Origin of the sequence: Pseudomonas cucumis (assembly GCF_030687935.1) — a bacterium.
Classification (GTDB): Bacteria; Pseudomonadota; Gammaproteobacteria; order Pseudomonadales; family Pseudomonadaceae; genus Aquipseudomonas; species Aquipseudomonas cucumis.
Genome location: NZ_CP117454.1, coordinates 4162185 through 4175086, shown reverse-complemented (window position 1 = coordinate 4175086; position 12902 = coordinate 4162185). Strand labels below are relative to the sequence as shown.

The following is a 12902-nucleotide window of genomic DNA, read 5'->3' as shown; positions in this document are numbered from 1 at the left end:
TCCGATCAGTGGGCCAGGACGTCAGTCGCGAGCAACAGGTACGGGCCATTTGCGCCAGGTAGCAGCACAACGCTGTAGCGCTCGCCGGCCTTGAGCTGGCCCAGGTCAAGTGGGGCGCCGACGTTGGTTTGGGCGCAGACCAATTGAACCGACAGGCTGACCGGGTTGATCGCTCGACGTTGCACGCTGCCGTCGGCCACTTCCTTGAACAGGTCGGCATTCTTCCCCGCTGCGCGCAAACCGGCCTGGGGGCACGCTGGATCGGCGCTGATAAACGCCAGCGAAGCCCTCAGGCTATTGAAGTCGTCGGGTTGCTCACGGATGACGACCTGGCGGATACCTTGAGCGCTGTCTGGCAAAGCGACCACGCTGGCGAATTCGCCTGCCGCCACCTGGATGTCCAGTGGCTGGCTTTTGCCGTTGCGTTCCAGGGTGCCCTTGATCGGCTGGTTGGCGGGCACGGGCAGGTAGTCGGACACGGTATGGGTGCCTTCGAGTCTGAGGCTTGCCCGCGAGCCTTCGGCCAGCAGCTGTAACGGTTGGTCAGCGGCGTTGATAAAGCGCAGGAAGGCCGAGTCCTGATCCGGCCCCGTCGGGTACAGGGCAATATCGGCGGCCTGGGCGTGCAGGCTCAGCATCAAGGGCGCGAACAGTGCCCAGCCACATGCGGATCGGCTCATTTGCCGGCTCCTGTGCTGCTGACGCGGTCGGCGGGCAGTTTGGCCAACGCACCGCCAATCGCATTGCCCCATGCTTGATAACCGGCGACGGTGAAGTGCTGCCCATCGGTGGTGATCCACTGCCCGGGTTTGGAGAACGTCAACGAATCGATGTAGGTGCAAGGCGCTACGTTCGCGGCCAAAAACTGCGACATCAACTGGGCGCGTGCATCATTCTTCTGGTACATGCCACCGGCTTTGCCCCAGGCCGGGCCCACCCAGGCGCAACGGGTCCCGGTGGCCGCGATGGCCTTGGCCAGGCCGGTGACGCTTTGCCATGCCCAGGCCTTTGGGAACACCGGCTTGTCATAGGACGCCATGGTGTCGCCGATGACCAATACCACCAGGTCCGGCTTGTCGGCGGCGATCAGGTCCTGAATCGGCGTGGTGGTTGCCTCGCGCCCTTTGATCACGATCTTGTCGTTGCCTTTGCGCTCGGCGCCGCAGTCGACCTTTTTGCTGATCAGCCAATCGCCGGCGCTGGCACCGCAGGCACCGATGGAATGAACCTGGGCGCCTTGGCGAGTCAGGTTGTCGTGCAGCGGCTCCAGCAAATGGTCCGCGAGACTCATATGGCTCTCCCCAAGAACAAGGAGAGTCAGACCGGCGAGGGCAGAAGTGGGCATCGAAAGCTCCAGAATGATCAGTTGGAATAAGGCGAGGTGTACGGGCTGACTGGCAGGCTCATAGGGCCGCTGATGTCCTCGAACTGGTAGCGCAAGGACAGGGCACCACTGAATTGTTGGTAGTCGTGGGCGTTGTCCAGGCCCAGATTCGCGCCCAGCAGGAAGTTCGAAGCGACCTTGTATTCAGCCGCCGCGGCGACGCTGTAGCCGATCCCGGTTTTGTTTTGCCCTTCGTAGCGCAGGCCCGAGGCCGCTTGCATGGCTTTGTCGTTGGGGAAATAGTCGGCGCTGTCCTGCTCGAAATGCTGCACGCCGACCGAACCCTTGACTTGATACGTCAAGCGTCCGGAGCGTTGTGCCCAGGTCACTGGCACGCCCAGGGCGAAGAACGTCTGTGGGCTGAAATAGCCGCCGTGGCCATAAGTGAAATAGTCCTGGTTGTTGGCGTAGCTGATGCCGGTCATGCTCAGGCCGACGGTCAGCTTGCTGTCCGTTGCATTTTGCAGGTACCAGTAGACACCGCTGCCCAGCTCACCTCGGCTATTGGACTCGACATGGTTGCCCAATAGCTGGTGCCAGGAGGCGTAGCCATAGGCACCGACTTCGTTATCGTCAAAGCTCAACTGGCCACGCCCGCCGTTGGCGGTCACGCCGCCCCAGGACTGCCCGCTGCGTTTGTCCGTGGTGCCGGCAAACGAGGTGACGCTGTCAGTCACCGGACGCCGGGAAACGCTCACGCCGTAACGGACATTAGAGGTGTCGCTCACCGGGCGATCAATGCTGATGCCGCCGGTGGCGGTGGTGTATTTGAAGCCGAGCGGGGTGGTGCCGAGATCAGCTTTGAGCCCTTCCGCGGGCCGTTGAATGGCGACGGAAAGGCCGACACCCTCGGCTTTTTGCGAACCGACGCTGCCACTCTGGGCGCCATTACCGAAGCGCGACAGCGCCTCGTCGCTGGCACTGCCGGCGTTCAGCGATACCGGCGTCACGCGCAGGGCGACACGGCTTTCATCCAGCGGGATATTGATTTCCAGCGGTGTTTCAATATCAGTCAGTTTGCTCAGCCCCGACTCACTGTTGTTGCTGCGAATGCTCACGCCCTGGGTGACGTAGGCACTACGCTCCTGAAGGATTTTATTCAGCGCCAGTTGCGCGGGACTGATGTCCTCGCTCACCAGTGCTGCGCGCGGCAGCTGCGACTCGAATCGATTGCTCGCCTGCTGCGGCCGTGGCGGGGCGTCGATGCCAAAAGGAGGGGGAGACGTCAAGCGGCCTGGCAGCTCTTGAACCGGTGGCGGGATCGCTGCCAGCAAGGTGTCACGACTGACCTCGCTACGTGGCCCCGACACCCCCGCAAAAGGGTTGGGCGCCACCGTCGAACCGGCCAGTTGGCCGCTCTGGCTTCTGCGTTTCTCACTCTGTTCAATGGCCACCGCTTTGCGCAGCAGATCGGACGCCGTGCCGTTCTTGCCCATGTTCTGGTAGAGGCGGGCGGCCTCTGTCAGCGTTTGAGGGTTGCCGGATTCAGTCTTGAGCAGCTGTTGCAGTGCCTGTTCGGCAAAGGCAGTGTCATGTGCCAACACCGCCGCGTCGGCGGCACCCAACAGCAGTTGCGGGTCGTTTGGCTGACGTTGTAACAGCGGTTTGTAGAGTTCGAGGGCTTTTGCCGTGTCGCCATTGGCCGAGTACATCCGCGCCAGCGCCGCGACGGCAGCGCTGTCACCGGGACGTTGCGCCAGGGCGGGCGCTAGCGTGTCATAAGCGCTGGCCAGATTGCCTCGTTCACGCAGCTGATCAGCCTGGCGGATGCGATAGAGATGGAGCAGGTCGTCGAAACGCTTGCGAGTCGGTGCGTTCAAGGGCCTGTTCTGAAGGTCGCGCAGAATCTCGTTGACCTGCGCGTCTTCTCCGGATTTAAGCAGGACAGCGGCGTATTGCAGGATGAAGTCCGCCGAGGGCACCGTGGTGTTTTGCAATTGGCCGCGCATGAGGGCCAGCGCACGGGTTGGCTCGCCGATGTCGACATAGGCCGAGGCCAGGCTCGCCGTGCGATCTGGACTGTTGTTGGCCGTCGGCTGAATACGATCGAGCAAGGTCAGGGCTTCCTGGCGCTGTCCGCGCTTGCCCAACTCGATCGCCTGGCTGAGTTGCAGGTTGAGGCTGACATCAGCGGCCAGCGCGTCCATGTCCGGGGTGCGCTGGTCGGGGCGCAAGCGTCCCAACGTTGTCTGGGCGGCTTTCCACTCACCCATCTGGACCGACAGCAAGGCGCTGACGTAAAGCGCATCGGCATTGTCGGGGTGGGCCTGGAGCATGGCGTTGATCAGGTCCCGAGCCTTTTGCGGTTCGCCCATCGCCAGGTTCAGGCGGGCCAGGGCGAAACGCGTCCAGACGTTGTCCGGTTCGTAGCGCAGCGCGTCTTGCAAGGCGTTGCGCGCAGCGGGCAGGTCGTTGCGTTGTTCGGCGAGGGCGGCCAGTTGCGTCGCGCGAAAGGCTTGCAAGCGTGCGGACTGGCCGATCTTTGCCTGTCCGGTGGCGGGCAGGCTGTTGATCAGTTGCAGGGCTTCATCGTTCTTGCCGCTCTTGAGCAGCACGTTGACTAGCCCTTCCAGTGCTTGAGGGTCGTCGCGGCGCAGGTTCAAAATCTGCCGATAGTTGCGCTGAGCGTCATCGAACTGGCCCGCGCTGGCCTGAATATTCGCCAGGGCGAGGCGAGCGTCGACCCCGTTTGGATTCAGCCGCAGCGCCTGGTTGACCAGGACCTGCGCCTGGGCTGTCTGGCCTTTGGCCTGGGCGTCGCGGGCCTGCTGCAACGCCGACCAGTAGCGCACTTCGTTCAGTGCAACTTGCCAGTGGCTGCCGCCGTGTTGTCGGGTGGCCTGACCCAGGAGCTTTTCCGCTTCGACCAGTCGGTGTTGCTGCTGGCGAATAACCCCAAGGCCGCCCAGCGCATCAGCGTCATCGGGCCGGGTTTTCAAGCGTGCTTGAAAAGCCTGTTCGGCGGTGGCCTGATCGCCTTCTTTGAGCGCCTTCAGGCCGCGCGCGACTTCGGCGGGCGGTTGCCATTCCTTGCTGGCCGTCGTTGCCACTTGTTGCTTGCCCTTGTTCATCTGCGCCCGGATTTCCACGTCATCCGGATGCGTCTTGAGGTACGCCTCGAACAACGGTACTTGTGCCGGATTGGGCGGACCGATCCAGGTCAGCGCCAGGCGCCAGCTTTCGTCGGCATCACCGGCAATGTCGCTACGCTGGGTCAGGGCGGCCAGGGCGCGGATGCCTTCGGCACGGCTGTCTTCACGGCGGACCAGATGCTTGGCGTAGAACAGCGCGACGATCGAGTCGTTGGGCATCTCACGTTGCAGGCGCTGAAATCCGCTGCGTGCTTCAGCCCAGTCAGCCTGATTGAAGGCAAGGTTGTTGTAATACTCGCGGCCGATCGTACCTTGAGGTGGGCGGCCATCGAACAGCGAGCGAAACACGGCGGTCGCCTTGTCACGCTCACCAGCATCGACGAGGCGCCGAGCCTCTTCCAGACGCTGCTGGTTCTGCGGTTGGGTCATGCCGATGTCCTGCGCCAATTGCAGTGCCTGCCGAGGCGGTGGCTGGATGGCCTGCAAGCGGGCGAGGTATTGCTGCGCCTGTTGTGGCTTGCCCTGTTGCACGCCGATCAAGCCCAGGCCATACAGTGCGTCAACCTGGACCGGGTCCAGCAGCAGGACTTTCAGCCAGACTTCCGCAGCGCGTTGAGGGTTGTTGTGCAACTGCCAGTACTGTCCTTGCTCGACGAGTAATGTCTGTGGTGTCGGACTTTGAGCGTGGGCAGCAGCGGTCGTCCATGCGCTCATGACGGCGATGGCTAGCGTGCGGTGATGCGCGTGCATGCGGTCTCCCAGGAGAGTTTCAGCGTTCCGTCTTCCCGGAATCGGTAATGTTTATCTGCCCATCCGAGGGCGAACAGGCTGAGCATGAAGTTGTAGTAACGCGGCGCACCGGCGTCGGTATCAGGCCTGGCCAGTGCCTCGTGCAAGGCAAGCTCCACGCGGCGTCGTTGCTGATCGGCCAACCTGGGTTGGCCCTTGGCCTCAAGGTAGGGAATCAGTGCAGCCCAGAATCCGAATGGGCTCTGACCCTGAACATTGCCGTGGAGAACCTGGACTGTTTCCGGGGGGGAACCCGTCGCGACAGTGCTGCGGGCCATGCCGTCCAGCCGTTTGAGCAGGAGCGCTGCCAGCGGGTCGGAGGTATCACTCATGCCTAGCCAGAGGTACACACGAATGGCATCGTAGCTGCCCGTGTCGCCGTTGATCGGGTCGCTGACGAAGACACCCGATTGCGCTGAAGTGCCTTGATAACCGACCCAGTCCGCGACGAAACCGTGGTGGCTCGATTGGGCAATCATCGTCGCGGTGTTGTTGGCAATCGCTTGCCAGGGCCCGTTGGGAGCTTCCTTGGCCAGCCGCCGTAACAGTGGCAGTGGCAGGTAGCTGGGGTTCAGACGCCAGAGAGCGTCCGGCAGGACGAAGCCCTGTGGTCCAGGCAATACCATCGGACCCAGCCCGGGCAGCGTGACGACCAATTGCGCTTCAATCGTCGCCATCAGGTGCAGGGCATCCTGGCGATAGTCCGGCCGATGCCACAGGCGTGCGGCTTCGAGCAGGGCATAGGCGATCCACAGGTCGGCGTCGGCGGCCGAATTGGCGTCTTGCAGGCGCCACTGACCGTCCGTGCCTTGCCCCCATAACCAGCCCGGCAGGCGTGTGGCGGTGGCGGAGCCTGCGAGGTTGGCTGAGGTCCAGCGCCAGAGTTTGTCAAAGCGTGGCTGATCGTTGCCGATCAGTGCGAAGAGCATGCCGTACGACTGCCCTTCAGAGGTGCTGTGATTGTTCTCCAGGCTCGACTCCAGAACCCGGCCGTCGGCCTGGACAAAGCGCGTTGCATAGGTTTTCCACAGTGGCCAGGCCGGCAGCTCACAGGGGGTTGCGGCCGCTATCGCGGGCGCCAGCAGGGCAAGCGCAAGCACAGCGCTCAACCTGCGCGCGTTACCGCGCAGGCTCTGGCGAAGTGAAACATCCCGGCTGCTCATGGACGACACAGGCATGCGCGGCTCATTGACCAAGACGACGTTTGGCCCGTAAACGCAGAGCCAGGTAGGCCATCGAAGCAAGCAGCAAGACCCCGAGAAGCGTGAATAGCATGAGCGCTATTACGTTTTGCGAGAGGTACCACTGCAGATAGCGCAATGGGCCCAGGCTCCCGACGTAGTAATCCTGCTGGGCAACCAGCGATTGGACATGCTTGCCCCTGACCACCACCAGACTGCCTTGCAACTCGTGGGCGTTTTCTTCGCCGCTGAGCAGGGCGTTGGTCACGTCGGCCAAGCCGTTGGGCCTTGCGCTGGCGATAAACACCACGCTGCGCCCACTCTTGAGCGGCGATTCGAATCCAGTCAGATACGCACTGCCGTCCTCAGCGGTAAACCTGAAGCTGCTGCGTGCTTCACGCAGATTGGTTTTCGTATCCGGGCTGATCCAGTTGCGCAGACGCAAGGGCAGGTCAGACAGTTCAAAGTACTGCGCAGCGTCTTCGTCCTTGGCTGGCAAAAGGCTTTGCCATTGCTCCAGCAGCGGCTGATTGTTGCCCGAGGCGAGCACCAGCAAATCCCGGTCGCGTTGCTCTGCCAACTGGTCGGCGTGGACCACCTTCACGCCGGTAGCCGGATAACCGGTGGAGTCGCCGAAGCGGCCCAGCAGGGTCAGGTAGGCGCTCAGTTCGGCCGGGCCTGGCTCGTTGGGCAGGATCACCGATGTTTCAGAAAGGTCAGCCATGCGGGTGAACGGGAAGCCACTGTCCTTGAACACCCCGAGGTTGGGCATGGCCATGAAGTGTTCGTATTGGCTGAGGTCCAGGGTCGAGTCCGGGTCGATCACACCGCGCATGTTGTCGATGATGATGTCGCGGCATTCGCCCTGTTTGATGTAGTCATACATGAAGCGAAATTGCAGGCGCGATTGCAGCGCTACGGAATTGAGCGGCAACAGCATGCGTGACGTGCGGGCCAGGCTGTCGTCGGTTTTGAGCATCGCCAGCAGGCTGTCGCTGTTACCGAGTTTCTCGATCGAAGGCAGATCGATCGACTTGATGAAGGTGTCGTTGAAGTTGACCAGCAACGAGGAATTGGTGGAGACCGGTTGCGGCGTATAGCGGTATTTCAGGTCAAGTTGCGCACCGGGCTCGCGCCAGTTGAACAGGTCGGGTGGCAAGCGCAGCGCAACCGTCATTTGTCCCGGGTTATAACCCGACACATTGAGTTCTGCGGGCTTCGCCAGTTCACCCAGGCGAACCGGGCGATCGGAAGGCAGCCAGTTAGGCGCGTCGTACGGTCGGCGTGGCTTGAGCGAGTCGATCCGCTCGATCACCACGCTTTGCCCGGAAAAGGCCGAGCCGCCGAGGGCCAGCGCTGTCGCGGCGACCTTGAGATCGGCGCCATCGCGCCCGGAGACGATCAACAGTTTGCCCTGGGCATCATTCGGGTTGCTCACGAGTGTCAATGTCGGCCCCGTGGCCTCTTTGATCGGTAAGCCACTCAAGGTCGTTGATTCGCTGCCGCTGACAAACACCACGGCGTTGCCTTTGGCCGGCAGGCTGGTGAGGCTGGCGGGGAAGGTGGCGCCGCGGTAGCTGGCCAGGGCGCCAAACCAGGACGACAGGATACCGGCGGCTTCAAGCTCAGGACCGCCCGGGCGTCCGGCGAACACGAAGGGTAGCTTCAGGGGCGAGGCGTCTCGACGATCGAACAAGGGCAGCGGTAGAGCGGACAGGTCGTTGGGCTGTTTAATCGAAGACACCTGGAGGCTCAGCTGGCTCTCGTTGCCGATCCTGGCCCACAGGCTGGAGTGCAAAGGGTCTTCACATTGCATCGTGTAGTGACCGATGAATTGCAGGCTGAGCCGGTTGAATTCGGTGATGGTCTGCGGCGGAATCTGTACGGTCCGGGTCTGCAATTTACCGGCCTCTTCCTTCGGCAGGGGCAGGCTGGCGGCCACCTGATCGTTGACCAGCACATTGATCTGCGAAAGGTCGGCCAGCAACGCCGGTGAGTAGCTGTACTGCAGCGTGACCTGCGCAGCCGTGACGACTTCATCGGCGCGCACATCGAAGTTCACACTGTCGGTAGCCTCCACGCCTTTAAGGGTCATCGAATAGCTTTTGCCCAGCTCCTTGAGGGTGCGGGTATAGCTGTTACCCGGGGCATCGGTCCCGGGCAACGCTGCGACCGGCATCACCGCCGGCTCTGTGGCGCTGATTTGGGCGGTAGCACTCAATGCCCAGCCGCTCCAGCCCATTAGCGAGCAGGTGATCAGCATGAGTGAGCGACGAGGAAGAAAGGTCCGGCGAATGGAAGGCTTCAAGATCGTTGCGTGTCCGCGGTGGAGTCGATAGGTGATGGAGTGTCCGGGCGTTTGCGCAGCAGCGCCTGGCTGTCCTTTAGGGTTGCAACGAACAAGCGCAGGATGGCGCGCAAGCCAATGCGGCTGACCTCGCGCAACGCCGACATGGGTGCGTCGAGGCGGCCGTTGCCCCACGTGTTGGCCCAGGTGTCGGCCCGTGAAAAGGTCAATCGCACCAGCTCACTTTGCTGGCGCAGGGTCAAACCCTCGAATTGCACGCCCGCCACGTTGTCGTTGCTGAAGACCGTTTTTGCGGGGAAGAGGCTTGAGGGAGGTGTGCGCAGAATGCAGAGCCGCAGCTTCTCATTGACGCTGAGCTGAACCTGCGGTGGCAGTGCCAGACCCACGCCGTTTTGTGAGAAGTCCCGGGTTATGCAATCGAACCAGGTGCCGTCTTCGCGATAGACGCGCACGGGCAGGTCCGCGGGCACCCTGGGCTCGTTGCGTACCTGAGAGGATTCAGTGGCCACCGCCACGGCGGTGCTGACGATGACGATGTTGTACACGGTCCAGGCCAGATTGATCAGCAGGGTAGTGGCCTCGGCCGAATCACTCCCGATCAGTTTCACCACGCCGATCGCCAGGCCGATCATGTTCAAGGTCAGCAGGACGATGTAAGGCCGCGCGAGCTTCCAGTTGAAATAGTCCTTTTCAATGGTGCCGCCCTTGTCGGTCACGTTGAATTTGCCCAGCGAAGGGCTGATCAGGGCCAGCAGCACCGGTCGCATGATGTACCAGGCCAATACCGACTCATACACTTCGTTCCAGAAGGAATGGCGGAAGCGCCCCTGGATGCTGGAGGTGGTCAGGCTGGAATGGAAAATATGTGGCAGTACATAGACCGTGACCATCAACGCCGAGGCATGGAAAATCTGCGCGTCGAAGAACAGGTAGGCCAAGGGGGCGGTCAAGAACACCAGACGGGGCAAGCTGTAGAAAAAGTGCATCATGGCGTTGAGGTAGCAGATACGCTGCCCCAGGTTCAGTCCTTTGCCAAACAACGGATTGTCGGTCCGAAAAATCTGCGCCATGCCCCGCGCCCAGCGTATGCGTTGACTGATGTGTCGGGAGAGGCTTTCGGTGGCCAGTCCCGCCGCTTGTGGAATGGCGAGGTAAGCGGTATTGAAACCACGGCGATTGAGCTTCAGTGCCGTATGCGCATCCTCCGTCACGGTTTCGGTGGCGATGCCGCCGACTTCCAGCAAATGAGTCCGCCGGATGACCGCGCAGGAGCCACAGAAGAAGGCCGCATTCCACTGGTCGTTGCCGTCCTGCACCAAGCCGTAGAACAGCTCACCTTCATTGGGTACCGAACGAAAGGTATCGAGGTTTTTTTCGAACGGATCGGGTGAATAGAAAAAGTGCGGCGTTTGCAGCAACGCCAGGTTCGGGTCCTTTAAAAACCAGCCCATGGTGATCTGCAGGAAGGAGCGGGTGGGCACGTGGTCGGCGTCGAATATGGCAATGAACTCGCCATCGGTGACTTTGAGTGCCTCGTTGAGGTTGCCGGCCTTGGCATATTGATTGTTGTCGCGGGTGATGTAGTTGACACCAATCTGCTGACAGAAAACCTTGAATTCCTCCCGGCGTCCGTCATCGAGCATGTGTACCCGCAGTTTTCCCTCGGGCCAGTCAATGGCCTGAGCAGCGAGCACCACCAGTTTGACGATACCCAATGCTTCGTTATAGGTGGGAATGAAGACGTCTACCGTTGGCCATTCAGCGGGCGGCTGTTGCAGAAGCTGCGGTTTGCGCTGCAGCGGCCAGGCGGTCTGTACATAACCGAAAACCAGCACGAGCAAGGCATACAGTTCGGCCAGCACCAGCCCGTAGCCAAATACGGCATCCTGCCAGCTGTCGAAGTTCAGGGTGTCGGACAGGCGCCAGTACATGTAACGCAACGAAGCGATCAGCGAGAGGGTGATCAGAGTCAGGATCGCCAGACGTCCGGCTTGCTTGCGGATGATCAGGCTGGCTGCAAAACAGACGGCGGCAAATGCGGCCTGGGAATACAGATTCAGCGGCGCAGTGAGGATACCCAGCACCAACAATGCCGCGATCAGCCCGACCGAGATCTTCAGGCCTTGGCGCCAACGCAGGGGCCATCGACTGACACTAGCCTGGCAAGTATCCAGTAGCTCCTGCAACCACCATGTCTTTGCAGGTAGTTGATTCAGCTGGGCGGTCATGGCGTGCCCTGCTGGCTGTTAGCATCCGCGAAAAGCAGGGCATGGACCGCGCCTGACAGCGAAAGAATGTCCTGACAGCCAATGCTCTCAGGTGCGTATTGCAACAGGTCCCGACCATAGGCCAGCGACTCGTTGAACTGGTGGTCGAGGCGAATCGTCCCGATCAGGTTAGCGCCGAGCCGCCGCAGAAACAGCACGCCCATGTCCCTGCTGAACGAACGCGAGTCATCCCGTTGGTTGAGCACATACCGGTGCCGCTGTGCACATCGTCGGGTGGTTTCCAGCCACGGGGTCATGGTGTCCAGTGCCAGGTAGGAAGCCGCGTCGGCCACCGTCATCACCAGCACCAGATCGGCGGCGTCGAGCGCCTGTTGCGAATAGACGGTCGCACCCGAAGGAGTGTCCAGGATCACGGTATCGTTTTCGCTGAGGTTCATTGATGCAAGGTGCTGATTCAACCAGTCAGAATCTTCAAGCATCAACTGCCTGAGCAAGCGGCGATCGTTCATTTCGCCAGTGCCGAAGGGCAGGCACTCACTGTCGCTAAAGCCCGGCAGGCGATGAGCGCCCCAGTCTGCGTCCTGGTCTTTGAGCTGGATCAGCCCGGGAGCCTGCCTGGTGATACCCAAGTGGCTGGACAGCGCGTTCTGAGGGTCCAGATCAATCGCGATGGTTCGCCCACCGGGGCGCCGAAGTGTTTTTGCCAGGCCAGCGGCGACGGTGCTTTTACCCACCCCGCCATTCGCCGAAACGATAGCAATGACCTTCGCCTTGGTCCGCTTGCGAGTCGTTTCTGGCAGACCGTCTCGACGAACCTGATTGAGTTCACGCAACAGGTCGCTCAATCGCTGATGGTCACCTGTAGCAGAACTCTCAGGTGGCTCGGTCAGAGGAGGGGATTTGGGCGCCGCGCCAATCAATAAAGAAGGTTGGGGCTCATCCAGTAGAAACACCGGTAGCGCGGGTGTTGGGGGAGACAATGCCACCGACGGCTCCGCCACAGCAGGTATAACCGGGTCGTCTTTGAAATCTTTGTAGTTCGGTTGTATTTCCTGGTAGTTCTCTGCATTGGCGCCAAAACGTGTAAAGAGTTTCGTAATATCGTCTACATATTTCATGCGTTGCACCAGGAATGAAATAACTCAGAAACTAAGCATTCGATAACTTGACAAAGTTGATGTGTTGTCTGGGTGTTGGCAGAGTGCCATTAATCTAGGATGTCTGCGTTTGGGTGTCAATGATTGTTATAAAAAGTCAGTAAATCTTGTTGGCTTTAATTTGAGTGTTATTAAGATGTTATGTTATTCGTGGAAAGTGTGAGTGTTAGAATACGTCCAGTAATGATTGTCCAATAAGGTGTAATGTGATGGCCAGCAGTGGGTGTGTTTTTCGGGAGAGATAATTTCCGGCGTGATGGAGTGTGAGTGTTGATCGCTTTTGATGATTTGATGCTGGGTTATATATTAAATAAGTTGACTGATGTATTTGAAGAGATAGTGGCGGTTTCGAAAAATACTTTTTCGGATAAGGCGCCGGGTGTCGCGGAAGTCAGGCAACGTAAAATCGAAAAGAAACTTCCCGTCTGGCTACAACGCCTGAAAATCAGCACGCCTTATCAAGTGACCCATGTGTTACTGGATCAAATGCACGCATCGCGAAAGCTTAAACGCGGGCTGCGCTTCGAGGCGCAAGCGGCCTTGCTGGAGGCGCTGGCGGAGGCCGAACTGGCGATGGACGTGGCGAATTATTCGGCCGCCGTTTTAGAAAATCGTTTGAAATGCTTATTGGATCGCTGAAGGCTGTATTTATTTTGCTGCACAGCAAGGCGTATTCGAGGGGCAACACGGTACATCACCCAATTGCATTCGATTTCAACGTGTGCCGGGCTCCATCTATGGTTTGGTCTGGGTAATGTGTACA

Annotated in this window: 8 protein-coding genes; 1 reads left to right on the top strand and 7 read right to left on the bottom strand. The window is 60.3% G+C overall.

Features of this window, described 5'->3' with window-relative positions:
- Positions 1–5: 5 nt before the first annotated feature.
- The 7 genes from PSH97_RS18960 to bcsQ are packed head-to-tail and all read right to left on the bottom strand — an operon-like array spanning position 6 to position 12100.
- Positions 6–680 carry an alginate O-acetyltransferase AlgF gene (locus PSH97_RS18960; protein ID WP_305446232.1) on the bottom strand — a complete coding sequence of 225 codons (675 nt, stop codon included), beginning with the start codon at positions 678–680 and terminating at the stop codon, positions 6–8.
- Positions 677–1345 (bottom strand): SGNH/GDSL hydrolase family protein, encoded by a 669-nt coding sequence (locus tag PSH97_RS18955; RefSeq protein WP_305446231.1) that lies wholly within the window; start codon positions 1343–1345, stop codon positions 677–679. The genes PSH97_RS18960 and PSH97_RS18955 overlap by 4 nt, the downstream gene beginning before the upstream one ends.
- Positions 1346–1362: 17 nt before the next feature.
- A complete protein-coding gene (locus PSH97_RS18950; protein WP_305446230.1) occupies positions 1363–5226 on the bottom strand; it encodes a cellulose biosynthesis protein BcsC in 3864 nt (1287 codons plus the stop codon).
- Complete coding sequence (gene bcsZ, locus PSH97_RS18945; RefSeq protein ID WP_305446229.1) at positions 5202–6443, bottom strand: cellulose synthase complex periplasmic endoglucanase BcsZ; 1242 nt, start codon at positions 6441–6443, stop codon at positions 5202–5204. The genes PSH97_RS18950 and bcsZ overlap by 25 nt, the downstream gene beginning before the upstream one ends.
- Before the next feature lie 7 nt (positions 6444–6450).
- Complete coding sequence (bcsB, locus tag PSH97_RS18940; RefSeq protein ID WP_305446227.1) at positions 6451–8709, bottom strand: cellulose biosynthesis cyclic di-GMP-binding regulatory protein BcsB; 2259 nt, start codon at positions 8707–8709, stop codon at positions 6451–6453.
- 41 nt (positions 8710–8750) lie between these two features.
- Entirely contained in the window at positions 8751–10982 is a 2232-nt protein-coding gene (gene bcsA / locus PSH97_RS18935) for a UDP-forming cellulose synthase catalytic subunit (protein ID WP_305446226.1), read from the bottom strand.
- A complete protein-coding gene (gene bcsQ / locus PSH97_RS18930; protein ID WP_305449831.1) occupies positions 10979–12100 on the bottom strand; it encodes a cellulose biosynthesis protein BcsQ in 1122 nt (373 codons plus the stop codon). The genes bcsA and bcsQ overlap by 4 nt, the downstream gene beginning before the upstream one ends.
- A 306-nt stretch (positions 12101–12406) precedes the next feature.
- Between bcsQ and PSH97_RS18925 the strand changes: the two genes are divergently transcribed.
- A complete protein-coding gene (locus PSH97_RS18925) occupies positions 12407–12778 on the top strand; it encodes a hypothetical protein (RefSeq protein WP_305446225.1) in 372 nt (123 codons plus the stop codon).
- Positions 12779–12902 lie beyond the last annotated feature (124 nt).